Genomic DNA, 23,978 nt, shown 5'->3' on the forward strand with positions numbered 1-23,978 from the left:
ATCATGGCGCCGTGCGTGTTCTGCGCCATTGTCGCGGGTGAGGCGCCCGCGGCGGTGGTCTTCGAGACCGACGAGGTGATCGCCTTCCTCGACGTCCGCCCCGTCAGCGAGGGCCACACCCTCGTCGTGCCGAAGCGGCACGCGGGGCGCCTCGCCGACCTCCCCGCCGATGACGGCACGCGGATGTTCGCGCTCGGCCACCGTCTGGCCCGGGCCGCGCAGGAGGGCGGGCTCCGGGCGGACGGGGCGAACCTGGTCCTCAACGACGGCCGGGCCGCCTTCCAGACCGTCGATCACGTTCACCTGCATGTGATCCCACGCTTCGCGGGCGACCGGCGCGCCCTGCTCGGCAGGTTCCTCCGCCGCCGGCCCCGCACATCCGACGGCGCCGCCGCCCTCCTCCGCGAGGCGCTGCCGGACTGACGCTCGACGACGCCAGCAGGCCCCAGCACGACTACTCCTCGATCACGCGGAACCGGAAGGTGGAGCGGCCGAGGGTGAGCTCGTCACCGTCGGACAGGGGGTGCTGGCCGGCGACGCGGCGTTCCCCGACGTAGGTGCCGTTCGACGAGTGCAGGTCGCGCACGGCGAAGCCGCTGACGGAGCCGGTGATCACGGCGTGCTCACGGGAGACCTTGGTGTCGTCGATACTGATGTCGTTGTCGGGGAGGCGGCCGAGCCGGACCTCGCCGTGCACCACGTATTCCGTGCCGTCCTCGGCGGTCAGCGTGCCTCGGGGACCGGCCCCGGCGATGGTCACGTCGGTCTCGGTCTTCTCGAAGGCCCGCCCGTCGCCCGGCTGCGCCGCGGGCCGCGCGGCGGTGAACGCCAGCTGCTCCTGCCGCAGCACCTTGCCCTCCAGCTCGACGAGGGCCGGCGTCGGATCGGCACCGAGCTCGTCGGCGAGGGTGCGGCGCAGGTCGCGCGCAGCCTCGAGGGCGTCCGCCTGGCGTCCGGAGACGTAGAGCGCGGTGATCAGCTGCCCCCAGAGGGGCTCCTGCAGCGGATGCTCGGAGACGAGGCGCCGCAGGTCGCCGATGACGGACGCGGCGCGGCCGGCGGCGATCTCCGCGTCGTACATCGCGGACTGGACCGCGGCCCGCTCCTCCGCCATGCCGATGGCGAAGGTGTCGGCGAACTGCAGGCCCCGCAGGTCGGCCACGGCGTCGCCGCGGAACTCGGAGAGCGCGGAGGCGAAGGCCAGCGACGCCTGGTCGTACCGTCCGGCGGCGGCGAGTTCGGCGCCGCGGCGCCGAGCCGCCTCGAACCTCCCGATGTCGGACTGCTCCGGCTCGAGGTCGAGGCGGTAGGTGGAGCCGGAGGTGACCAACAGGCCGTCGAGGCCCGAACCGGCCCCGGGGCCGCGCAGCGCCTTGCGCAGCCCGCTGACGAAGACCTGCAGGCTGGCGCGCGCGGAGGCGGGCGGGTTGCCGTCCCACACCTGTTCGCTGAGCGAGTCGACGGTGAGGGCGCGACCGCGGTTCATCACGAGCAGCGCGAGCACGGAGCGCGGCTTCACCCCCGACACCTCGTTCGGCGCGCCGTCCACGGAAAGCGAGACCTGGCCCAGCACGCGGATATCCAAAGACGCCATGCGCAGATAGTAGTCACGGCGCGTCATTCGACCCGCAGGGCGCCACTGAAACGATATAAAACGGACAAATCCGTGATATCGTTAAGAGCGCCCTGAATGAACACTGAGTGAACGCTTTCCCGACGCGAGCGAACTTGCAGGTCAGAAGGGTTCCGCACCCGCCTCCGATGTTTGGTGGAACGGGCACTTCGGCCGCACTATTTTTCCATGAACAGCGAACTCATCATCCTGCTGTTGGTGATCGTGACGGCCCTCGCCTTCGACTTCACCAACGGCTTCCACGACACGGGCAACGCGATGGCGACCTCCATCGCGACCGGTGCCCTCAAGCCCAAGACCGCCGTCACTCTCGCAGCGGTCCTGAACCTGGTGGGCGCCTTCCTCTCCGTCGAGGTGGCGCTCACCGTCACCAACGCGGTGATCAAGATCCAGAACAAGGACGGCTCACCCAAGACCGAGTTCACGGTGCAGCACGGCCGCGCCCTGCTGATCATCGTGCTGGCCGGCCTCATCGGCGGCATCATCTGGAACCTGCTGACCTGGCTGCTCGGCCTGCCCAGCTCCAGTTCGCACGCGCTGTTCGGCGGCCTGATCGGTGCCGCGCTCGCGTCGGGCGCCGGCGTCGTCTGGGTCGGCCAGGGCAAGCTCGACGGTGTCGTCGGCAAGGTGATCATGCCCGCGCTGTTCGCGCCGATCGTCGCCGGCATCGTCGCCGCCGTCGGCACCTTCCTGATCTTCCGGATCGTCGCCGGCGTCGCCGCGCGGTTCACCGAGGAGGGCTTCCGCTGGGGCCAGATCGGTACCGCCTCGCTCGTCTCGCTGGCGCACGGCACCAACGACGCGCAGAAGACGATGGGCGTCATCACCCTCGCGCTCCTCGCGTACAGCGCGTCCACTCCCGACTCGACGGGCCTGTTCGCCTGGCACGACACCCAGGGCGTGCCGTTCTGGGTCAAGGTCGCGTGTGCCGTGGCGATCGCCCTCGGCACCTACCTCGGCGGCTGGCGCATCATCCGCACCCTCGGCAAGGGCCTGATCGAGATCAGCTCGCCGCAGGGTATGGCCGCCGAGGCTTCGTCGGCCACGATCATCCTGGCCTCCAGCCACCTCGGCTTCGCGCTCTCCACCACGCACGTCGCCACCGGCTCGATCCTCGGCTCGGGCGTCGGCAAGCCGGGCGCCAAGGTGCGGTGGAACGTCGCCGGCCGCATGGTCGCCGCGTGGGTCATCACCCTTCCCGCTGCCGCCGTCGTGGGCGCGATCACGTGGGTGGTCGCCGCCAAGATCCCGACGCTGGCCGGCCCGCTGGTCGCCTTCGCGATCCTGGTCGCGCTCTCGGGCTACATGTACTGGCGCGCGCAGCAGCAGAAGGTCGACTCCAACAACGTCAACGCCGACTGGGACGACGAGAACAACTCCGTCGTGCCCGCCGATCAGAAGATTGCGAAGGTCTAAGACATGGAAACCCTTTCCCTCGCCCTCGATGCGGTCTGGAGGGTCCTCCTCGTGGGCCTTCTCCTCGGCGCCGGCCTGCCCGCCCTGTTCGCCGTCGGCGTCCGCGGACTCGCGATCGGTAACGGTCACGAACGGGAGGACGGCACCGTCCACCAGCCGAACCCGCTCGGCAACGTGCTCGCCATCGTCGCCTTCGTCGTCGTCGTCGCCGCCGTGCTCCTCGGCATCGCGATGATCGTCGCGTCGGGCTTCAAGTACGAGCTCACTTTCGACAACATCTACCCGTGGTTCGAGAAGAAGGCGTAGGCCCCCGATGACCACCGAGAACACCCAGGACAGCAACGTCCTCGTCCAGGTCCTCGACTGGCTCCGCGCCGGCTATCCCGAGGGCGTTCCGCCGAAGGACTACTTCCCCCTGCTCGCGCTGCTCAAGAAGCAGCTGTCGGAGACCGAGGTCGACGCGGTGATCGGCCGCATCCTCGCCCAGCGTCCCGACGAGGTCCACAAGGACGAGATCGAGGCGGCGATCACCAAGGTGACGCAGGCTGAGCCGAGCGACGAGGATCTGCGCAACGTCGCGAGCAAGCTCGCCGCGGGCGGCTGGCCGCTCACCGGCTTCGCCCGCTGACCCGCGAGCGCTCAGCCGTCGCTCCACAGCGCCGCACGCGGTCCGGCCCCCTATCCTGGAACACAGATAGGGGGCCGTTCCGTTTCGGTGTCCGCATCGACGGCACAACCGCGCCCGTAGGGCGCATCCCGCACCGGAGGTGGGTCTTCATGAGTTCGAGGTCGAGTCCGGGCTTCCTGGCCAGGATCATCGATTGGCTGCGCGCCGGGTATCCCGACGGCGTACCCGGCACCGACTACCAGCCGCTCCTCGCGCTGCTCGACCGGCAGCTGACGAAGGAGGAGCTGCGGGAGGTCACCCGCGAGCTGATCGACGACGTGAACCTCTCCCCGGAGGGAGTCGAACCCATCACCCGCGTCGACGCAGGCGTCGCCATCAGCGGCCACACCCACGAGATGCCGCTCGAGAAGGACATCCTGCGCGTCCGCGAGCGCCTCGAGCGCAAGGGCTGGCCCTTCGACGACGCCCCGCTCAACCCGGACGGATGCCCCAGGTCCGAGGGCGAGTGAACCTCGAACCGCTGCCGATCGACACCGTCGAATCCGCCCTGCCACAGCTCTCGGCCCTGCTCGAGGGCGCGGCGCCCCCGTGGCTGCCCGTGCCCGCGCACGACCCGCGCGAGGCCGAGCGGCTCACCGGCGCGCTCGCCGCGGGCAGCCCGATCGACGAGCGCGCGGCCCTCGTGGTCGCCACGTCCGGCACGACGGGCACCCCCAAGGGGGCGATGCTCACCCGCGCGGCCCTGGTCGCCAGCGCCGCGGGCACGCACGCGCGGCTCGGCGGGCCGGGGCAGTGGCTGCTCGCGATGCCGCCGTACCACGTCGCCGGGGTCCAGGTGATGCTGCGCTCCCTCGCCGCGGGCCACGCGCCCGCGCAGGTCGACGTGCGCGCCGGCTTCGACCCCACCGCCCTCGCCGGGGCCCACGCGCGCATGACCGCGGACCGTCGGTACGTCTCCCTCGTCCCGACCCAGCTGGTCAAGGTCCTCGCCGATCCCGCCGCGACGGAGGCCCTCGCGCGCTTCGACGGGGTGCTCATCGGCGGTGCCGCGTGTCCCGCCCCGGTCCGCGAGGCGGCGCTCGCCGCCGGTATCCGCATGGTCCGCACGTACGGGATGAGCGAGACCGCCGGCGGGTGCGTGTACGACGGTGCGCCCCTCCCGGGCGTTCGGATCCGCCTCGACGGCCCGCAGTCGCGCGTCGTTCTCGGCGGCCCGACGGTGGCCCTCGGCTACCGCAACCTGCCCGAGCACCCCGCCTTCGCCGAACCCGGGTGGTTCCGCACCGACGACGCGGGGACGCTCACGGACGGCGTTCTCACCGTTACCGGCCGGCTCGACGAGGCCATCTCGACCGGCGGACTGACGGTGCTCCCCCAGGTGGTGGAGGAGGTGCTCGCGCGGGTGCCCGGCGTGTCCGAGGTCGCCGTGTTCGCCCAGCCCGATCCGCGGCTCGGGCAGCGGGTGGCCGCGGCGGTCGTGCCTGCGCAGGGCGCGGAGGTCACCGTCGAGCTGCTACGGGCGGCCGTCGAAGCCGAACTGGACCGAACGGCGGCCCCGCGCGCGCTGTACCTCGTCGACGAGCTGCCCCGGCGCGGACCGGGGAAGATCGACCGCGGGGCGCTAGCGGCGCAGATCACAAATATTCACGGCTGAAGGAATAGCGGCTAAAGTTACCGCCCAGTAAGATCACTCCGCAGAATCAGCCCCGATCGGAGAATCGTGAAGCAGAACATCGCAGCGCAGACCCCGCTGCTCAACCCCCGCGACGTCGACTTCCTGCTCTACGAGTGGCTGCACGCGGAGGACCTCACCAAGCGCGAACCCTTCTCGGATCATTCGAAGGAGACCTTCGACGCCGCGCTCGATCTCGCGGCCGACATCGCGGTGCAGAAGCTGTCGAACCACTACAAGGACGCCGACGCGAACGAGCCGACGATCCAGCCCGACGGCACCGCGAAGACCCTCCCCGCGACCAAGGCCGGGCTCGACGCGATCGCCGCATCGGGCCTGACCTTCGGCGAACTCCCCGCCGAGGAGGGCGGCATCGGCCTGCCCTCGCTGATCAGCAAGGCCGCCTTCGCGTGGATGCAGGCCGCCAACGTTTCGACCACCGTCTATTCGGGCCTCACCCTGGGCAACGGCAACGTCATCCGCTCGTTCGGCACCGACGAGCAGAAGCGCCTGTTCCTCGAGCCGATGATCGAGGGCCGGTTCACGGGGACCATGTGCCTCTCCGAACCCGACGCCGGCTCCGCGCTCGCCGACATCACCGCCAAGGCCGAGCCCCGCGAGGACGGCAGCTACGCCATCACCGGCACCAAGATGTGGATCACCGGCGGCGACCACGAGATGAGCGAGAACATCGTCCACCTCGTGCTCGCGAAGGTCCCGGGCGCGCCGAACGGGGTCAAGGGCATCTCGCTCTTCATCGTCCCGAAGTACCTGGTGAACGACGATCAGTCGGTCGGCGAGCGCAACGCCGTCACCCTGGTGAGTCTGAACCACAAGATGGGCAACAAGGGCACCACCAACTGCCTACTCTCGCTCGACGGCGCCACCGGATACCTGGTGGGCGAGGAGAACCGCGGCCTGGTGCAGATGTTCCAGATGATGAACGAGGCGCGCGTCGCCGTGGGCCTGGCGTCGTCGGCGATCGGCTACACCGGCTACCTCCAGTCGCTCGAGTATGCGAAGACCCGCGTGCAGGGCCGGCCCGTGACCGCCCCGACGGGGCCGCAGGTGCCGATCATCGAGCACCCCGACGTGCGCCGCATGCTGCTCGCGCAGAAGAGTTACGTCGAGGGCGGCCTGGCCCTCGCGCTGTTCGGGGCGCGCCTGGTGGACGACGCCGAGACCGCCGACTCCGAGGAGGAGCGGACCGCCGCCGGGCAGCTGCTCGACTTCCTCACCCCGATCATCAAGAGCTGGCCCAGCGAATGGGCCACCAAGGCCAACGATTTCGCGATCCAGATCCACGGCGGCTACGGCTACACGCGCGAGTTCAACGTCGAGCAGCTGTACCGGGACAACCGGCTCAACGCGATCCACGAGGGCGCCAAGGCGATCCACGGCCTTGATCTGCTCGGTCGCAAGGTGCCGCAGCACGGCGGCGCCGCGTTCGGTGCGCTCCTCGGCCGGATCGAGGCGACGGCCGCCCGCGCCGACAAGGTCGAGGAGCTAGCGCCGCACGCCGCCGCACTGCGGACGGCCGCGCAGCGCGCCGTCGAGGTCACGATGGCGCTGGGCGGCACCGGCGACCCGGCGCTGTCGCTGGCGAATGCGACGTCGTACCTCGACGGCCTCGGGCACGTCGTGGTGGCGTGGCTGTGGCTGGACCAGGCCCTCGCGACGTACGCCGAGGACGGCACCGCGCGAGAAGATGCGTTCTACCGCGGCAAGCGGGCCGCCACGCAGTACTTCTTCGTGTACGAACTGCCGAAGGCGCACACGGAGTTCGACCTGCTGGCCACGCTCGACCGCACCACGCTCGACCTGGACACCTCAGTCCTGTAGCGACTGCATAGGCTGGGCGCATGGCAACCGCAGCGCAGTGGCTCGAAGGGGCTCGGCCCCGCACGCTCCCGAACGCGATCGCCCCGGTGATCGCGGGCACGGGGGCGGCGGGCTTCCTGGGCGAGGCGGTCTGGTGGAAGGCGCTCCTGGCGCTCGTGGTGTCGTTGTCGCTGATCGTGGGCGTGAACTTCGCCAACGACTACTCCGACGGCATTCGCGGCACCGACGACGACCGGGTGGGCCCGCTGCGGCTCGTCGGTGCGGGGCTCGCCTCGCCCGCGGCGGTGAAGCGCGCGGCGTTCGCGTGCTTCGGGGTCGGCGGCGTGGCCGGCGTGGTGCTGTCGCTGACGTCGGCGCCGTGGCTGATCCTCGTGGGCCTGGCCTGCGTCGCCGGGGCGTGGTTCTACACCGGCGGGACGAGGCCCTACGGCTACCTCGGTTTCGGCGAGATCGCGGTGTTCGTGTTCTTCGGCCTGGTGGCCGTGCTGGGCACCGAGTTCGTCCAGGCCGGGCGGATCGACGCATCCGGCGTGCTCGCCGCCTGCGCTGTGGGCTCGTACAGCTCCGCGGTGCTCGTCGCCAACAATCTGCGCGACATCCCCACCGACCGCGAGTCCGGCAAGATCACCCTCGCCGTCCGGCTCGGGGACTCCCGCACCCGCGTGCTCTTCGCCGTCCTCGTCGCCGTCCCGACGGTGCTGGGCCTGGCCCTCGCGGCCGTCGCCACGCCGTGGGCGCTGCTCACGCTCCTGTCGCTGCCGCTCGCCGTCCGCGCCGCACGTCCCGTGGTCCGCGGCGGTCAGGGCCCCGCCCTGATCCCCGCCCTCGCCCAGACCGGCCTCGCCATGCTCGTCTGGTCCATCGGCGCCGCAGTCGGCCTGTTCCTGGGCGCGTGACGCTCACGGCCGCCGGACCGGACGTAGTCGATCGGGCGAGCCATGCGGCCCGCGCATGCCGTCCGCTGGGGGACCGACCCGCGCCGCCGCGACCGTTCTCGTCAGTGGCCGGCGGTACCGTCCCGGCATGTCAGACATCGAACGGTTGCGGGTGGTGGCGACGGTGGCCCGCACGCACAGCATCAGCGAGGCGGCCCGGGTGCACGGGGTCGCGCAGTCCACGGTCACGCGGGCCGTGGCGGCGGCGGAGGAACTCGTGGGCTTCCCCCTGTTCCGGCGCACCGTGGAGGGCGCGCAGCCGCCCGCGGGCGCGCGATCGGCGATCGGCCTGATCGAGCGGATCGTCGGCGGTTTCGACGAGCTGCGGGTGCTCGGCGCGGACCGCCCCGCGGCGTTCCGCCTCGCGCATCGCGCGAACCTACCGGTCCCGGCCCGCCTCGAGGACACGGTCGTCCTGTGGAACCGCGAGAACACGCCCGCGGTGGAGCCGATCGTCGTCGAGGATCCGGTCGCGGCGATCCGCGCCGGCGAGGCCTCCTTCGCGCTCGTGGCCAACAGCGGTCCGCTGCTCCCGGACCTCGAGACGGTGATGGTGCGGGTGACGCGTCTCGAACGGATCGAGCTGCTGCACCTGCCCGAGCCGCCCACCGAGGCGGCCGCGTTCGTCGCCCGCGTCTGATCACCGCACCGGCGCGCTCGTCATCAGGCCATGCGCCCGACGCATGGACCGATCCCGAAAAACAGCTCCTGAACTGCGCAGATTCCATCCATGCGTGGCGCGCATGGCTTCCCGCAGCGACTACCCGCCCTGCCTCCCGCTCGCGCTGGCCGGCGCGGCACCCACGACGGAGAGCAACTGCAGCTTCTCGTAGCTCTCCGATCCGGGCTGCGCGGTGTACACGAGCAGCAGGTGCGACTGCTCCGGGTCAACGAGGTGCTGACAGTCGAGCTCGAGCGCCCCGACCTCCGTGTGGATGAAGCGCTTCACCGCGCTCGGGCGGATCCCCACAGGATGCGCCTCCCACAGCGCCGCGAACTCAGCACTGCGCGCGAGCAACAACTCCGCGTACTCCGCCGCGCGGGAACCGGGCCCCCGGAGCCCCGCCACCCCGCGCAGGCCCGAGACGAACATTGACGACAGGAACGCGTGATCGTCCGGATGGTGGATCGCGCGGCTCGCCGGGTCGGTGAACCACCGGTACCCGACGCTGCGTGCGGGGCCGGTGTAGCCGGTGGTGTCACCCGTCAGGGCCACCGAGAGCGGCGTCTGTCGCAGGGTCTCCCCCAACTCGGTGACGATCTCCGCCGGAGTGTCGGACAGGCGATCCAGGACGCGAGCCAACCCGGGACTGATGTGATCGCCCGTCGAACCCCGGGGCGGGGCGTGCTGCCCGGCCAACCGGAAGAGGTGATCGCGCTCGTCGAGGCTCAGGTGCAGGCCCTGCGCGATGGCTGCGATCATCTGCGGCGACGGGTGCGGGCCGCGCTGCCGTTCGAGCCGGGTGTAGTAGTCGACCGACATGTGGGACAGCGCCGCCACCTCCTCCCGCCGGAGGCCCTGCGTCCGCCGCCGCTGTCCCCGTGGGAGTCCGACGTCCTCCGGCTGCAGAGCCTCCCGCCGCCGGCGGAGGAACTCCGCGAGCCCTTCTCGGTCGATCATCCGCACCTCCTGTCGACGACGCTACTGGGGCCGGATCGATCGCGGGTCCTGGGCGGCGTCCTCATCCGGGGATCGACGATCCCTGGCTCCGCGCCGGAGACCCTGCGAGGGTGAAGCCATGAAGCGAACCCCGATCGACCTCACCCTCCCCGATCTCACCGGCAAGCGCGCCGTCGTCACCGGCGGCACCGACGGCATCGGCCTCGTCATCGCGCGGCGCCTCGCCGCGGCCGGCGCGGAGGTCGTCCTGCCCGCGCGGAACGCCGCGAAGGCCGAGTCCGCGATCGCAGCGATCGGCGCCGCTGCGCCGGCGGCGGCCGTCTCCACACACCCCCTCGACCTGTCGTCCCTCGCGTCGGTGGAGGCGCTCGGCCGCACGCTGCTCGACGACGGCCGCCCCATCGACCTGCTCATCAACAACGCCGGCGTGATGACCCCGCCCACCCGGCAGACGACCGCCGACGGCTTCGAGCTCCAGTTCGGGACCAACCACCTCGGCCACGTCGCGCTGGTCGCGCACCTCCTGCCGCTGCTCCGCGAGTCGCGGGCCCGCGTCACGTCGCAGATCAGCATCGCCGCCAACGAGGGGGCGATCAACTGGGACGACCTGAACTGGGAGGCGTCGTACAAGGGCTCCGGCGCCTACAGCCAGTCCAAGATCGCCTTCGGCCTGTTCGGGCTCGAACTGGACCGGATGAGCCGGGAGCGGGGCTGGGGAATCACCAGCACTCTGTCCCACCCCGGGGTCGCCCCGACCAGCCTCCTGGCGGCGCGACCGGAGATCGGCCGGGACGGCGACACGCTGGGGGTGCGGATCATCCGACGGTTGTCGTCGCTGGGGCTCGTCGTCGGTACCGCGGAGACCGCCGCACTCCCCGCCCTCCTGGCCGCGACGACGCCGGACGCGGGAGGCCGGTTGTACGGCCCCAAGGGCGTGATGCACCTCGGCGGCCCGCCCGCAGTACAGCCCCTCTACAGCAGGCTCCGCAGCGAGGACGAGGCCCGCCGCATGTGGCAGATCTCGCAACGCATGACCGGGGTCGCCTTCCCGGACTGACCCGGCGACCGCCGGCGCGGCACCCACGACGGCCCCTACTCCTGCCACGTCCCGTCGGCGAGGAAGCGCTCGACGGTGAGCGTGGGCGAGGCGAGATCGAAGCCCTTCCGCTGCACCCAGCTGTCGTCGAAGTAGGTGTCCAGGTACCGGTCCCCGTCGTCCGCGAGGAGGGTGACGACGCTGCCGGAGCGGCCCGCCTGCAGCATCTCGGCGATCACGCCGAACGCGCCCCACAGGTTGGTGCCGGTCGAGCCGCCCACGCGGCGGCCGAGCACGGCCGAGGCGACGCGGGCCGCGGCGATCGAACCGGCGTCGGGTACCCCGACCATCCGATCGACGATCTCCGGGATGAACGAGGGCTCCACCCGTGGGCGACCGATGCCCTCGATGCGGGAGGACTGCCCCGTCTGCACCGTGCAGTCGCCGGCGACGAACCCGGGCAGGAAACTGGAGTTCTCCGGGTCCACCACGCACAGGCGGGTCGCGTGCCGGCGGTAGCGGATGTAGCGGCCGATGGTCGCCGAGGTGCCACCCGTGCCCGCGCCGACCACGATCCACGCCGGCTCGGAGTGCCTCTCGAGCGAGAGCTGCGAGAAGATCGACTCGGCGATGTTGTTGTTGCCACGCCAGTCCGTCGCGCATTCGGCGTGCGTGAACTGATCCATGTAGTGGCCGCCGCGCTCAGCGGCGAGCCGGGCGGCCTCGGTGTACACCTCGTCGGCGCGGTCGACAAAATGGCACGTGCCGCCCTCGCGCTCGATGAGCGCCACCTTCGCGGGCGACGTCGAGCGCGTCATCACCGCGATGAAGGGCAACCCCAGCAGCTTCGCGAAGTACGCCTCCGACACCGCCGTAGAGCCCGACGAGGCCTCGATCACCGTCGTACCTTCGCGGACCCAACCGTTGCACAGGGAGTACAGGAACAGGGACCGGGCCAGGCGATGCTTGAGACTGCCGGTGATGTGCGTGGTCTCGTCCTTGAGGTACAGGTCGATACCCGCGTCCCACGACCACTCCCGCAGCGGGAAGCGCAGCAGGTGCGTATCGGCACTGCGACGGGCGTCGGCCTCGATCAGGCGGACGGCGTTGTCCACCCACGACCGGTCCGCGGACCGGTCGTGGACGCTGGTCCTCACTCGTCCGCGCCCTGGAGCCGCCGTCGGAAGTCGTCACGCTTGGCCTTGCGCGCCTCGTCGATCACGGCCGCGCTCTCGTTCACCCTCGTGCGCAGCTTCTTACCCAGCACCATCGACAGGGGCAGCGAGACCACGAGCGCGAACAGGAAGACGGGAACGGGCGGCACCTCGTCGAGGACGAGGTACCCGATGCCGTAGAGCACCGCGAAGACGGCGACGACGAGTCCCAGGCGGAACAGCGTATAGAAAAAGATGTCGCGCACCAGGGCCCGCTTGGCCGTACTCGTCTCGGTCATGAGCAACAGTTTACTCCCCGCCCGAAATACGACTTTACCAATTCTTGGCACTCCGATAGAGGTTCGAGTACTCGGGCAAATCGCTGCATACTGGGCATCATGACCACGGCACACCCGAATCTCGCCCAGCGCGCAGCGGACCCGCGGACCGCTGCTCCCCGTCAGCCCGAGCGGCTCATGACCCCAGGCCAGGTGGCCTCACTGTTCAACGTGAACCCCAAGACCGTCACCCGATGGGCCGGCGCGGGCCTGCTCGGCTCCGTTCGGACGCCGGGCGGACACCGTCGCTTCCGCGCATCGGAAGTCTTTGCTCTGTTGAACCAGAACACCACCGCGTAGTTCTCGTCAACGCCGGCGGGCGCCGCTCCACCGAGGTCCTCGGCGGGGCGGCGCCCGTTTTCGTCGATGAGCGCGCGAGCGGGCTCAGCCGGCGTAGGAGTGCAGGCTGCCCGTCGCGAAGTAGTTGATGACGAACAGGTTGAAGACCATCACCGCGAAGCCGAGCAGGTTCAGGTACGGCGCGGCCTTGCGCCACACCGACGTGGCCCGGGCGTGCAGGTACGCCGCGTAGAAGACCCACGCGATGAACGAGGTGGTCTCCTTCGGGTCCCAGGCCCACGGTCGGCCCCACGCGGCCTCGGCCCAGATCGCGCCGCAGATGACGCCGGCGCTGAACAGCGGGAAAGCGACGATCACGGTGCCGTAGGCCACGCGATCGAGCACCTGCGTGGGCGGGATGGCCTGCAGCAGCCGGCCGCCGGCGCCGGAGGTGACCGTGACGGAACCGTCGGGCAGCTCGAACCGCCGGCGGATCAGGTACAGCAGGCTGGCCACGCCGGAGACCAGGAAGATGCCGGCACCGATCGAGACGATCGAGACGTGGATCGCGAGCCAGTACGACTTCAGCGAGGGCACCACGGGACCGGCGGTCGTGTACAGGACGGCCTCGGCGATAAACATGAAGATGAGGATCGGGACCAGCACGAACCCGAGGATCGGCCGGGCCTCAGGCTTGCGCAGCAACACCAGCGAGGCCAAGACCGCGCCCGCGCACATGATGGACATGAACTCGTACATGTTGCCCCAGGGCATGCGCTCGGTGGCGACGCCGCGAAGCACGATCGAGGTCGCGTGTACGAGCAGTCCGGCAACGACCAGGGCGTACCCCATGCGGCCGATCCGCTCGGACTTCGAGCGACGGGGCGTGTCGTCGACCACCCGCCCGGGAGCGGAGTCGGTGGCGATCGGGCCGCCGCCGGCGGCGACGAGCTCGCGCTTGCGGTCGCGCGCGGTGGAAGCGTCCACCCGCGACGTCGCGAGCTCGACGACCATCAGGACCAGCGCGAGCGCGTAGATCCCGGTGGCGCTGGTGAACAGCACATCGGCGAAGTTCGCCAGGTCGACGTTCGTCTCGGTTCCCATGGTCACGCCACTTTCTCACCGTTGGGGCCGACCAGGCGGTCGGCCAGTGCTTCGAAGTCCTCGGTCCATCCGGCCAGGTCGGTGCGGGCCAGGCCGGCGATCTCCATCACCGTACCGCCGTGCTCGCGCGGGGTCAGCCGGACGAACACCCGCCGACGGCGCACGGTGAGCGAGACGATGAGCCCGCCCAGCATCCCGATCGAGAAGATCAGCGTCCAGTTCTGCGCCGGGTTGTGGCTGACCTGCAGGGCCGCGAAGTTGGTCACCCCGTCGAACCGGACCTGGGTGCCGCCCTCGATGGTCGTCGACTGCCCGACGGAGAGGTTCACCCGCGCCTTCTTCGCGAGCCGGCCGGAGTCGATCTGATCGCGGCTGAGCGAGAAGATGTTCTGCGGCTTGCCGGTGTCGAGCCCGGTGTCGCCCTCGTAGATGTCCACCGCGACGGCCGGATCGTTCGCCGCGGGGAACCGCGAGGTGAGCAGCGTCCCGTCGAGCTGCTTGGTGGGGGCGAGCAACCCCTCGATCCCGATCTGTTTGGTGCGCCGCTCCTCCTCGGAGGGGTAGAGCTCGGCGGGCGGATCGAAGCGCAGGGCGCCGGAGGAGAGGAAGTTGATCCTGTCCTGCGGGGCGAACTGCATGGTCTGCTTCCGCACCGCACCGTTCGGGTAGGTCACGGTGAAGGTGGCGGCGTAGCCGTGACCGAGCATGTAGACGCGCACGCCGTCCATGCGGAGAGGCTTGTTGACCTCGATCTCGTACTGCTTCCACGTGCCGTCGCGCAGTCCCTCACGATCCTGGTACGAGGCCGTCGTGCGGAACATGTCGGGCTGCGCGTTCGGCAGGAAGGTGGCCAGCACCTTGTCGGCCTTGAGGCAGAAGGGCGCGAGCCCGGTGCCGTCGACGAGGTTGCCGGAGCGGAAGTTGTCGTAGTTCGACGAGATGTTGCAGAAGCCGTCGTCGCCTGCGATCACGATGCGCGAGCCCTCGTAGGAGAACTGCTGGCCGACGCCGATCGCGATGAGGATCCCCACCAGCGAGATGTGGAAGACCAGGTTGCCGGCCTCGCGGAGGTAGCCCTTCTCGGCGGAGACGGTGACGGTGCCCTCGGCCTCGTTCGCGCCGCCGACACGGGAGATCTTGCGCCAGCCCTTGAGCCCCGCGAGCACGGTCTGCGCGGCGGTCTCCGGGTCCTCGTCACTCTCGCGGGTGGTGTGCCGCGGCAGCCGCGACAGATTGCGCGGGGTCGCGACGGGCGGGGTGCGCAGGGCGCGGAAGTGCTCGAAACACCGCGGCACGATGCAGCCGACGAGCGAGACGAACAGGAGTGCGTAGATCGACGTGAACCACACCGACTTGAAGACGCCGAAGAGCTGGAGCTTGTCCATGATCTCGGCGACGGTGCCGTGCTCGGCGATGTAGTTCGCGGTGGCCTCGGCCTCGACGTCGCGCTGGGGTAGCAGCGCACCGGGCATGGCCGCGACGGCCAGGAGGAAAAGCAGCACCAGCGCGGTCTTCATCGACGTGAGCGAGCGCCATGCGTTGCGGACTGCGGCGAGGGCGCGGCGGAGCGGGGACTGCGTGCGGGAGGTACTCATCAGATCGGCATCACTGTGTTGGAGATGAAGAGGCGGCGCACCAGGTCGATGAACTCGGCCCAGTAGCCGGTGACCAGGGCGATGCCGACGGCGATCATCAGCACGCCGCCGACGACCTGGATGCGGCGCGAGTTTCGGCGCATCCACCCGACGGCGCGGACGGCCACCGTCGACCCGAGGGCCAGGACGATGAAGGGCAGGCCGAGCCCCGCGCAGTAGGCGACGATGAGGATCGCGCCGCGGGCGGGCTCGGCGTCGGTGCCGACGACGATGGACAGGATCCCGGCCAGCGTCGGCCCGATGCACGGGGTCCAGCCGAGTGCGAAGACGCCGCCGAGCAGCGGCGCGCCCGCGAGGGTGGTCCACTGCCGAGGCGCGAACCGGACGTCGCGCTCGAGCATCGGGACCAGGCCGATGAAGGCGAGGCCCATGACGATGGTGATGACGCCGCCGATCCGCATGAGCGTCTCGGCGTTGAGCCGGATCGAGGCGGCGAGCCCGAAGACCGACATCGTCATCAGCAGGAAGACCGCGGTGAAGCCCGCGACGAAGAGCACCGCGGCGCCCAGGACCCGCCAGCGGCCCGCTCGCGCGCCGGCCCGCGCCTCGTCGACGGTGGCGGCGGGCGCCTCGGCCCCGACCAGCCCGGCCAGGTACGACAGGTAACCCGGCACGAGGGGCACGATGCACGGCGAGGCGAAGGAGACGAGTCCGGCGAGCAGGCAGGCGCCGAGCGCGAGCAGCAGCGGGCCCGAGACGGCGGCGTTGGCGAAGGCGTCCCCCATCAGCCCTCCCCCAGGACCTTCTCGATCGTGGCGGTGAGTTCCTGCTCGCCGACGGTCGTGAGATAGGCGGCGGCCACGCGGTGCTGCCGGTCGAGCACGAAGGTCATCGGCACCACGGTGGTCGGATACTCCTCGCCGATGGCGAGCAGGGTCTTCCCCGGCGGGTCGTAGATCGACGGGTACGTCAGGCCCTGCGAGGCGATGAAGTCGCGGGCGGCGTCGTCACCGGCGGTCTCGCGGACGTTGATGCCGAGGAACTGCACGCCCTTGTCCTTGGTGGCGACGAAGGTCCGCTCGAGCTCGGGGGATTCGATGCGGCACGGCGCGCACCAGCTGCCCCACACGTTGACCACGACGACCTTGCCCGCGTAGTCGGAGAGCCTCAGGGTCGTGTTCGGGTCGGTCACGCTGCGCCCGGACAGGTTCTCGACGGCGCTGCGCTGCCCGGGCTCGTAGAACTGCCGGACCTTGCCGCCGGGCGCGATCACGCCGCCCTTGGCGGCCTGATCGGAGAGCTGGACGCAGCCGGAGGTGCCGAACGCGACCGCGCCGGCGACGAGGAGCGCGGCGGCGCGGCGGACGATCGCGGAGCGCCCGGCGCCGCGGCGGGCGCGGCTCACGCTCCGCGCACCAGCGGGTCCGTGGCGCCCGCCGGCTCGGAGTAGACGATGTCGACGAGCTCGTCGCCCTCGTAGACGAGGCTGGTGAGCGAGGCGAGCGAGCACTGCCGGTTGCGCGGGTCGTGCCAGAGCCGCTTGCCCTCGAGGTGGCGGCGCAGGGTCACGACGGGCAGCTGGTGGCTCACGAGCACGGCCTCGTGGCCGCGGGCCCGCTCGCGGGCGATGTCGACGACGCCGACCATGCGGTGGGCGATCTGCAGGTAGGGCTCGCCCCACGACGGGGTGAACGGGTCGCGCAGCTTGGGCCAGTGCTTGGGCTGGCGCAGGGCACCGTCGCCGACGGCCACCTTGAGGCCCTCGAACTGGTTCCCCGCCTCGATGAGCTCCTCGTCGGTGATGATGGTCAGTCCGTGGGATTCGGCGATGGGGGTCGCGGTCTCCTGGGCGCGCTGCAGCGGCGAGGCGAAGACGGCGGTGATGTCGTGGTCGGCGAGCGCGTCGGCGACCGTCTGTGCCTGGGCCCGGCCCTTCTCGGACAGGCGGAACCCGGGGAGGCGCCCGTAGAGGATGCCGTCGGGGTTGTGCACCTCGCCGTGCCGCATCACGTGCACGATCGTCGTTTCCTTGGCGGTCATAGGGCCCTCACTCTGTCGCCGCGGCGGCCGCGCGGGCGGCGGCGGGCAGTGCCGCCTCGATGGATGCGAAGTTGTCGTCGCTGAGCGCGGCGGAGACGAACCACGCCTCGAAGGCGCTGGGCGGCGGGTAGATCCCCTGTTCGAGCAGGGAATGGAAGAAGGGCGCGAAGCGGAACGTCTCGGCTGCCTTGGCCTGCGCGTAGTCGGCGACGGGGCCGTCGCTGAAGAAGACGGAGACGAGGTTGCCGGCGTACTGGACGTGGTGCCGCACGCCCTCCGCGGTGAGCGCGTCGCCGATGAGCCCGCCGAGGCGGATCGCGTTGGCGTTGAGCTTCGAGTACACCTCGTCGGTGGCGTTCCGCAGCGTCGCGAGGCCCGCGGCCACGGCGACGGGGTTCCCGGACAGCGTGCCTGCCTGGTAGACGGGGCCGAGCGGCGCCAGATGCCCCATGACCTCGGCCGAGCCGCCGAAGGCCGCGGCCGGGAGCCCACCCGACATGACCTTGCCGAAGGTGAACAGGTCGGCGTCGACGGGATCGAGGCCGTACCAGCCGGACGGGCTGACGCGGAAGCCCGTCATCACCTCGTCGAGGATGAGGAGGGCGCCGTCGGCGCGGGTGACCTCGCGCAGGCCCTCGTTGAAGCCCGGCCGGGGCGGAACGGCGCCCATGTTCCCGGCGGCGGCCTCGGTGATGACGGCGGCGATCTGCCCGGGGTACTGGGCGAAGGCCTCGCGCACCGCGGCGAGGTCGTTGTAGGGCAGGACGACGGTGTCGGCCGCTTGCGCGCCGGTCACGCCGGGGCTGGTGGGCAGGCCGAGGGTGGCGACGCCGGAGCCGGCGTCGGCGAGCAGGGCGTCGACGTGGCCGTGGTAGCAGCCGGCGAACTTGATGATCTTGGCGCGCCCGGTGACGCCGCGCGCCAGGCGGACGGCGCTCATGGTGGCCTCCGTGCCGGAGTTGACCAGGCGCACCCGCTCGACGGGCGCGACGCGGGCGATGATCTCCTCGGCGAGCGCGACCTCGGCCTCGGTGGGGGCGCCGAAGCTCAGGCCGGTGGTGGCGGCGCTCTGCACCGCCTCGACGACGGCGGGGTGCGCGTGGCCCAGGATCATCGGGCCCCAGCTGGCGACGAGGTCCACGTAACGCTTGCCGTCGGCGTCGACGAGCTGCGCGCCGGACGCCGAGACGATGAACCGCGGGGTGCCGCCGACGGCCGAGAAGGCGCGCACCGGAGAGTTCACGCCACCCGGGATCGAGCGGGCCGCGCGGTCGAACAACACAGCGCTCGCAGGGGCCGCGCCGGGGGCTTCGGGAGAACTCACGGCCTCCAGTGTCCCAGGCGGCACCAAATCGTCAACTACAGGGTGTAGGAGACGCCGGATCCGCATCGACGGCCGCGAAGGAAAGCCGATACCACAGTGGTATCAGCGCGCGTACGGTGGAGTCATGGCCATGACGCTCCGCCTCACCGATGACGACGACGCCGCACTCACCGCACTCGCCGCGGCCGAGGGGGTCAGCAAGCAGGAGGCCGCTCTGCGGGCCATCCGGGAGAAGTCCGCGCAGCTGAGCCGCGAGACGCAGGTGCGACGCCTGACGCGCGACGCAGTGGCGCGGTACGGCCCCCTCCTCGACCGACTCGCACAGTGACCGTCCACCTCGACCTCGGCCTCCTGCGCGCGATCGCCGACGAGGCAGACCTCCCCGGGATCCGCGACGCGGGCCTTCTCGAGGCAGCGGCGATGCGGCCGCGTACTTCGGTGTTCGGCGAGGACGCGTATCCGACCCTGGACGAGAAGGCAGCGGCGCTCCTGGAGTCGATCGTCCGCAACCATCCCCTCATCGACGAAAACAAGCGCTTGGGCTGGCTCGCGACGGTGATCTTCTACGCGCTCAACGGCGTCGACCTGGACGCGCCGGAGGCCCCCGCGTACGACCTGGTCATCGGAATTGCCGAGGGTCGCATCGACTACCGGGCGAGCGCCGCGGCGCTCGCCGCGTGGACGAATCCCTGGCCCGCGCCGCACCGGGGCGCCCAGCCCTTATAGTGGGCGGTGTCCGCTGACTGCAGCCGCACATCACCACTGACACACCTCGGGGGCGCGCACATGGAACGACTCAGTGGACTGGATGCCTCCTTCCTGTACCTCGAGTCGCGGTCGCAGTTGATGCACGTGAGCGGGATCCTCGAACTGGACCCCGGCACCGTCGACGGCGGCTACCGCTTCGAAGACCTGCGCAGCGAGCTCGCCCGACGGGTCACCGCGATGCCCGCATTCCGCCGGAAGCTGCACGACGCGGTGGCCAACCTGGATCACCCGGTGTGGGTGGAGGACGAGTCCTTCGACATCGAGGCGCACGTGCACCGCATCGCGGTCCCCGCCCCCGTGGCGATCACGAGCTCGCCGACCTCTGCGCGCACATCGCGGGCCAGGTGCTGGACCGGAGCAAGCCGCTGTGGGAGATGTGGGTCATCGAGGGCCTGGCCGACGGCCGGATCGCGATCATGATGCGCATGCACCACGCGGCCGTCGACGGCGTGACCGGCGCCGGGCTCCTGGCGCAGCTGTGCTCGCTCACGCCCGAGCCGCCCCCGCTCGACCCCGCGATGGTGGGCAAATCCACCGGAGGCGCGCCACTGCTGGCGCTCGCGACGGAGGGCGCGAAGAACGTCCTGCTCCGCCCGCTGTCGCTGGTCTCGCTGCTGCCGCGCACCCTGCCGGTGCCCGTCCGGTGGTGGACCCGCTCACGCCGCGGGGCCGCCATGCCGGCCCCGTTCAGCGCACCCCGCACCTCGCTCAACAGCTCGATCACCGGCCGGCGCTCCATCGCCTTCGCCTCCGTGCCGCTGCCCGACGTCAAGAAGATCAAGAACCACTTCGGCGTCAAGGTCAACGACGTGGTGCTGGCGGCGTGCTCCGGCGCGATGCGCGAGTTCCTGCACGACCGCGGCGAGCTCCCCGCGCAGCCGCTCATCGCGATGATCCCCGTCTCGGTCCACGAGGCCGAGGTCGGCGCGACGCTCACGGAGGGCACCAACAAGGTCACGGGCATGTTCACCCGGATGACCACCGACGTCGACACCCCCGTCGCTCGGCTGGAGGCGATCCGCGAGCGAGTCGCGACGAGCAAGGAGCACCACGGCGAACTCGACGACAACCTGCTCCGCTCCTGGGCGCAGTTCGCCCCCGCGTCGATCATGCACCTCGGCGCGCGGCTCTACGGCGACAAGAACCTGCCCGAACTGCACCCGGTGATCTACAACCTGGTGATCTCCAACGTGCCCGGCCCCGACATCCCGCTGTACTTCCTGGGCGCGCGGATCCACTCGATGTATCCGCTGGGGCCGGTGTTCCACGGCGCGGGCCTGAACATCACGGTCTTCTCCCAGGAGGGCACACTGAACATCGGTGTCATCGCCTGCAAGTCGCAGGTACCCGACCCGTGGCCGATCGTCCGCGCCTTCGAGCGCGAGATCGCGGCCCTGGTCGCGGCCGTCGACGCGGCGGGCACCAAGGAAGGCTGACCATGACCGACGGCCCGCGGGTGCACATCGACAGCGGCGAGATCTCCGGCCGCGACCAGGGAACAGTGCACGCCTACCGCGGCATCCCCTACGCCCAGCCGCCCGTCGGGCCCCTGCGGTACCGCGCGCCGCTGCCCGTCGAGCCGTGGGAGGGTGTCCGCCCGGCGACGGAGTTCAGCGCTGCGGCGCCGCAGAACAAGAAGTACACGCTGGTCGGCTTCCGCGAGTACCAGCCCACCAGCGAGGATTCGCTCACCCTCAACGTGGTCACCCCGGCGCGGGAGGCCACGGCGCCCCGGCCGGTGATGGTCTTCATCCACGGCGGCGCCTATCTCATGGGCAGCTCGGCGACGCCGTTGTATTACGGCAACTCGTTGGTCGAGCGCGGCGACGTGGTCTTCGTCTCGATCAACTACCGCCTCGGCGCCCTCGGCTACCTCGACCTCACGGATTTCTCCACCGCGGAGCGTCCGATCGACGGCAACCTCGGCCTGCGCGACCAGGTCGCGGCGCTGGAGTGGGTGCACCGCAACATCGCTGCCTTCGGCGGCGATCCGGGCAACGTCACGATCTTCGGCGAGAGCGCGGGCGGCAACGCCGTCACCACGCTGCTCGCGACGCCCGCCGCCCGGGGCCTGTTCCACCGCGCCATCGCGCAGAGCTCGGCTCCCGGGCTCACCGTCGACGCGGTCACCGCCCGCGGCTGGGGAAAGCGCTTCGTCGAGATCGTCGGCGGCCCCGAGCACCTCGACGCGGCCACCTCGGAGGAGCTCGGCCGCGCGGGCAACCGCCTCATGGGCGAGCTCAACCGGGCGCAGCTGGGCGTGGTGCCCTTCGGCCCCACGGTCGACGGTGACTACCTCCCGGAGGATCCCGAGGTCGCGATCGCGGCCGGACGGGGCGCGCAGGTGCCACTCATCATCGGCACGAATCGCACCGAGGCGACGTTGTTCACGAAGATGCCGGGCATGGGCAAGCCGTCGGCCGAGCGGGCCGCGCACACCCTGGGCGCGACGCCGGAGACGTTCGCTCCGCTCGCCGCGGCGTACCCGGGCTTCCCCGGCGTGGCGGCGCTGAACCGGATCATCGGCGACTACATGTTCTGGGCGCCGTCGCTGCGGATCGCGCAGGCGCACGCCAAGCACGCGCCGACCTACTTCTACCGCTACGACTTCTCCCCGAAGACGCTGGACCTGTTGGGCTACGGCCCGACCCACGCCTCCGAGCTGATGGCCGTCTTCGGCGTCTACCACGGCACGACGGGGTGGGTGCTCGGTGCGCTCGGCGACCGCCGTATCGCGATGCGCGTCTCCGACGGCATGCAGCGCGACTGGATCACCTTCGCCCGCACCGGCCATCCCGCGGGCGAGTGGCCGACGTACAACGGCACCTCCCGCGCGACGCTGGTGATCGACGACCGCAACCGCATCGTCTACGACCCCTCCCCCGAGATCCGCCGCGCCTGGGACGCGTTCGAGGCCGCCCGCCGCTGAGCCATCCCTGGCGCAGCCCCGGCGACGCGTTCACCGCGTGCTCATGTCGGCGACGTGCCCGCGTCACCCCGGGAGGGCACCGTGCAGGCATGCCCTCACCGTTCGTTTCCCGTCGTACCTTCCTCCTCGGCGCCGCGGGCGCGGCGGCGCTCGGGAGCGTCGGCTGTGCCCCGGGCGGCGATCCCGCCCCGGGCACCTCGCCCAGCGCGACGCCGCGCGGCGATCTGTTCGCGCTCGGCGTCGCGTCGGGTGATCCCACGCCAGACGGTGCCGTGCTCTGGACCCGGCTCGCACGCGATCCGCTGGCCGACGACGGCATGGGCGGCATCCCGGCGCGAGCCTTCCCCGTGCAGTGGGAGGTGGCCGAGGACGAGCGGTTCACGAAGGTCGTGCAGCGCGGCGATGCGACCGCCGCGCCCGAGGCCGGCCACAGCGTCCACGTCGAGCTGGCGGGCCTGCGCCCCGGACGGGAGTACTTCTACCGCTTCCGCGCCGAGGGCGCGCTGTCGCAGACCGGGCGCACGCACACCACGCCGGAGCCCGGGGCGATGACGCCGCTGGCGATGGCTTTCGCCAGCTGCTCGCAGTACGAGCACGGCTACTTCACCGCGTACCGGCACCTCGCGGAGGAGCGCCCGCACCTGATCCTGCACCTCGGTGACTACCAGTACGAGTACGAAGCCGGCGGCTACGAGCTCAAGACCGGGAACGTGCGCGACCACCGCGGCCCGGAGACCGTCACGCTGGCGAACTACCGGCAGCGGTACGCGCAGTACAAGTCCGATCCGGACCTCCAGCTCGCGCACGCCGCCGCGCCGTGGGTGGCCGTGTGGGACGACCACGAGGTCGACAACAACTGGGCCGGCGAGGTCTACGAGAAGCCCGAGAAGCCGCAGCCCGACTTCCTGGAGCGCCGCCGCGCAGCGTTCCAGGCCTATTACGAGAACATGCCGCTGCGCCGCGCGCAGGTGCCGAACGGGCTGTCGCTGCGCCTGTTCCGCCGCGTGCAATGGGGCGACCTCGCCACCTTCCACATGTTGGACACCCGTCAGTACCGCGACGACCAGGTGGGCAACGACACCGTGCCGGCCACCGACCCCGAGAACCGGAATCCCACGCGCAGCCTCACCGGCGCCGAGCAGGAGCGGTGGCTTCTCGACGGGCTGCACGCCTCGCGGGCGCGCTGGGACGTGCTGGGGCAGCAGGTGATGTTCGCCCCCATCGACTATGACCCCACCGAAGCCACCGGTTACAACCCCGACGCCTGGGACGGCTACGTCGGCTCGCGCGACCGGGTCATGGACGGCTGGCAGGCCGCGGGCACGCGCAACCCCCTGGTGCTCACCGGCGATGTGCACACCCACTACGCGAACGACATCCGACGCGGCGACGCCGTGGTCGCCTCCGAGCTGACGGCGACGTCGATCACCAGCGGCGGCGACGGCTCCGCGGACCACAGTGAGCGGGAGACGGCGCAGCTGCGCGACAACCCGCACATCCGGCTGCTGCGTAACCAGCGCGGCTACATCAGCACCCGGATCACGCCCGAGACCGTCCGTGCGGATTATCGTGTGCTGCCGTACGTCTCGAAGCCCGGGGCGCCGGTGGAGACCGCGGCTTCGTTCACCATCCACGACGGGGTGCGCGGCCTGCAGCAGGTCTGA

At 71.0% G+C, this 23,978-nt stretch carries 25 protein-coding genes and 1 pseudogene; 16 read left to right on the plus strand and 10 right to left on the minus strand.

Annotated features, from left to right (window positions below):
* Positions 1-3 precede the first annotated feature (3 nt).
* Positions 4-423: an HIT family protein gene (locus FK529_RS03555; protein ID WP_146559660.1), complete on the plus strand. Its 420-nt coding sequence runs from the start codon at positions 4-6 to the stop codon at positions 421-423.
* Between the two features lie 31 nt (positions 424-454).
* Here FK529_RS03555 and FK529_RS03560 read toward each other — a convergent pair whose 3' ends face one another.
* On the minus strand, positions 455-1,594 hold the full coding sequence (locus FK529_RS03560) for a BTAD domain-containing putative transcriptional regulator (protein WP_146559661.1): 1,140 nt from the start codon (positions 1,592-1,594) through the stop codon (positions 455-457).
* 207 nt (positions 1,595-1,801) lie between these two features.
* On the opposite strand from FK529_RS03560, the gene FK529_RS03565 reads away from it, so the two are divergent.
* The 8 genes from FK529_RS03565 to FK529_RS03600 all read left to right on the plus strand — a co-directional run bounded on the left by FK529_RS03565 (position 1,802) and on the right by FK529_RS03600 (position 8,766).
* Positions 1,802-3,049, plus strand: a complete 1,248-nt coding sequence (locus tag FK529_RS03565) for an inorganic phosphate transporter (protein WP_146559662.1) — start codon at positions 1,802-1,804, stop codon at positions 3,047-3,049.
* Positions 3,050-3,052: 3 nt separating this feature from the next.
* Positions 3,053-3,355 carry a hypothetical protein gene (locus FK529_RS03570; protein ID WP_146559663.1) on the plus strand — a complete coding sequence of 101 codons (303 nt, stop codon included), beginning with the start codon at positions 3,053-3,055 and terminating at the stop codon, positions 3,353-3,355.
* Positions 3,356-3,362: 7 nt separating this feature from the next.
* Positions 3,363-3,677: a DUF3349 domain-containing protein gene (locus FK529_RS03575; protein WP_146559664.1), complete on the plus strand. Its 315-nt coding sequence runs from the start codon at positions 3,363-3,365 to the stop codon at positions 3,675-3,677.
* A 149-nt stretch (positions 3,678-3,826) separates the two neighbouring features.
* A complete protein-coding gene (locus tag FK529_RS03580; protein WP_146559665.1) occupies positions 3,827-4,186 on the plus strand; it encodes a DUF3349 domain-containing protein in 360 nt (119 codons plus the stop codon).
* Entirely contained in the window at positions 4,162-5,331 is a 1,170-nt protein-coding gene (gene menE, locus FK529_RS03585) for an o-succinylbenzoate--CoA ligase (protein ID WP_146559666.1), read from the plus strand. The genes FK529_RS03580 and menE overlap by 25 nt, the downstream gene beginning before the upstream one ends.
* Positions 5,332-5,397: 66 nt before the next feature.
* The gene (locus tag FK529_RS03590) at positions 5,398-7,191 is read left to right on the plus strand and encodes an acyl-CoA dehydrogenase (protein ID WP_146559667.1); all 1,794 of its coding nucleotides are present in this window, start codon (positions 5,398-5,400) and stop codon (positions 7,189-7,191) included.
* 20 nt (positions 7,192-7,211) lie between these two features.
* Positions 7,212-8,087, plus strand: a complete 876-nt coding sequence (locus FK529_RS03595; protein WP_146559668.1) for a 1,4-dihydroxy-2-naphthoate polyprenyltransferase — start codon at positions 7,212-7,214, stop codon at positions 8,085-8,087.
* A 127-nt stretch (positions 8,088-8,214) separates the two neighbouring features.
* On the plus strand, positions 8,215-8,766 hold the full coding sequence (locus FK529_RS03600; protein WP_158635037.1) for a LysR family transcriptional regulator: 552 nt from the start codon (positions 8,215-8,217) through the stop codon (positions 8,764-8,766).
* Between the two features lie 120 nt (positions 8,767-8,886).
* Here the strand turns inward: FK529_RS03600 and FK529_RS03605 are convergent, their stop codons facing one another.
* Positions 8,887-9,747, minus strand: coding sequence for a helix-turn-helix transcriptional regulator (locus tag FK529_RS03605; protein ID WP_146559670.1), 861 nt, complete (start codon positions 9,745-9,747; stop codon positions 8,887-8,889).
* Positions 9,748-9,865: 118 nt separating this feature from the next.
* Here FK529_RS03605 and FK529_RS03610 point away from each other — a divergent pair, with 118 nt between their 5' ends.
* Positions 9,866-10,804 (plus strand): SDR family oxidoreductase, encoded by a 939-nt coding sequence (locus FK529_RS03610; RefSeq protein ID WP_146559671.1) that lies wholly within the window; start codon positions 9,866-9,868, stop codon positions 10,802-10,804.
* Between the two features lie 35 nt (positions 10,805-10,839).
* Here FK529_RS03610 and cds1 read toward each other — a convergent pair whose 3' ends face one another.
* Positions 10,840-11,940 carry an L-cysteine desulfhydrase Cds1 gene (cds1, locus tag FK529_RS03615; RefSeq protein ID WP_146559672.1) on the minus strand — a complete coding sequence of 367 codons (1,101 nt, stop codon included), beginning with the start codon at positions 11,938-11,940 and terminating at the stop codon, positions 10,840-10,842.
* Positions 11,937-12,236: a DUF4229 domain-containing protein gene (locus tag FK529_RS03620; protein ID WP_146559673.1), complete on the minus strand. Its 300-nt coding sequence runs from the start codon at positions 12,234-12,236 to the stop codon at positions 11,937-11,939. Before FK529_RS03620 ends, cds1 begins: the two co-directional genes overlap by 4 nt.
* A 99-nt stretch (positions 12,237-12,335) precedes the next feature.
* Between FK529_RS03620 and FK529_RS03625 the strand changes: the two genes are divergently transcribed.
* Positions 12,336-12,575: a BldC family transcriptional regulator gene (locus FK529_RS03625; protein ID WP_438947170.1), complete on the plus strand. Its 240-nt coding sequence runs from the start codon at positions 12,336-12,338 to the stop codon at positions 12,573-12,575.
* An 84-nt stretch (positions 12,576-12,659) separates the two neighbouring features.
* Here FK529_RS03625 and ccsB read toward each other — a convergent pair whose 3' ends face one another.
* The 6 genes from ccsB to hemL are packed head-to-tail and all read right to left on the minus strand — an operon-like array spanning position 12,660 to position 18,617.
* Complete coding sequence (ccsB, locus tag FK529_RS03630; protein ID WP_146560129.1) at positions 12,660-13,658, minus strand: c-type cytochrome biogenesis protein CcsB; 999 nt, start codon at positions 13,656-13,658, stop codon at positions 12,660-12,662.
* A 2-nt stretch (positions 13,659-13,660) separates the two neighbouring features.
* Entirely contained in the window at positions 13,661-15,253 is a 1,593-nt protein-coding gene (resB, locus tag FK529_RS03635; protein WP_146559674.1) for a cytochrome c biogenesis protein ResB, read from the minus strand.
* A complete protein-coding gene (locus tag FK529_RS03640; protein ID WP_146559675.1) occupies positions 15,253-16,038 on the minus strand; it encodes a cytochrome c biogenesis CcdA family protein in 786 nt (261 codons plus the stop codon). The genes resB and FK529_RS03640 overlap by 1 nt, the downstream gene beginning before the upstream one ends.
* On the minus strand, positions 16,038-16,658 hold the full coding sequence (locus FK529_RS03645; protein WP_231702907.1) for a TlpA disulfide reductase family protein: 621 nt from the start codon (positions 16,656-16,658) through the stop codon (positions 16,038-16,040). Before FK529_RS03645 ends, FK529_RS03640 begins: the two co-directional genes overlap by 1 nt.
* A complete protein-coding gene (locus FK529_RS03650; protein ID WP_146559676.1) occupies positions 16,655-17,293 on the minus strand; it encodes a histidine phosphatase family protein in 639 nt (212 codons plus the stop codon). Before FK529_RS03650 ends, FK529_RS03645 begins: the two co-directional genes overlap by 4 nt.
* Before the next feature lie 7 nt (positions 17,294-17,300).
* Positions 17,301-18,617 carry a glutamate-1-semialdehyde 2,1-aminomutase gene (gene hemL, locus FK529_RS03655; protein WP_231702908.1) on the minus strand — a complete coding sequence of 439 codons (1,317 nt, stop codon included), beginning with the start codon at positions 18,615-18,617 and terminating at the stop codon, positions 17,301-17,303.
* 124 nt (positions 18,618-18,741) lie between these two features.
* Between hemL and FK529_RS03660 the strand changes: the two genes are divergently transcribed.
* From FK529_RS03660 to FK529_RS03680, 5 genes and pseudogenes are all read left to right on the plus strand, one after another.
* Positions 18,742-18,945, plus strand: a complete 204-nt coding sequence (locus FK529_RS03660; RefSeq protein WP_146559678.1) for a ribbon-helix-helix protein, CopG family — start codon at positions 18,742-18,744, stop codon at positions 18,943-18,945.
* On the plus strand, positions 18,942-19,343 hold the full coding sequence (locus FK529_RS03665; RefSeq protein ID WP_146559679.1) for a type II toxin-antitoxin system death-on-curing family toxin: 402 nt from the start codon (positions 18,942-18,944) through the stop codon (positions 19,341-19,343). Before FK529_RS03660 ends, FK529_RS03665 begins: the two co-directional genes overlap by 4 nt.
* 60 nt (positions 19,344-19,403) lie before the next feature.
* Positions 19,404-20,821 (plus strand): annotated as a pseudogene (locus FK529_RS03670) (WS/DGAT/MGAT family O-acyltransferase).
* A gap of 2 nt (positions 20,822-20,823) precedes the next feature.
* The gene (locus tag FK529_RS03675; RefSeq protein WP_146559680.1) at positions 20,824-22,314 is read left to right on the plus strand and encodes a carboxylesterase/lipase family protein; all 1,491 of its coding nucleotides are present in this window, start codon (positions 20,824-20,826) and stop codon (positions 22,312-22,314) included.
* Between the two features lie 89 nt (positions 22,315-22,403).
* Positions 22,404-23,978 carry an alkaline phosphatase D family protein gene (locus FK529_RS03680; protein ID WP_146559681.1) on the plus strand — a complete coding sequence of 525 codons (1,575 nt, stop codon included), beginning with the start codon at positions 22,404-22,406 and terminating at the stop codon, positions 23,976-23,978.

The sequence above is a fragment of the Tsukamurella asaccharolytica genome, assembly GCF_007858435.1.
GTDB lineage: Bacteria > Actinomycetota > Actinomycetes > Mycobacteriales > Mycobacteriaceae > Tsukamurella > Tsukamurella asaccharolytica.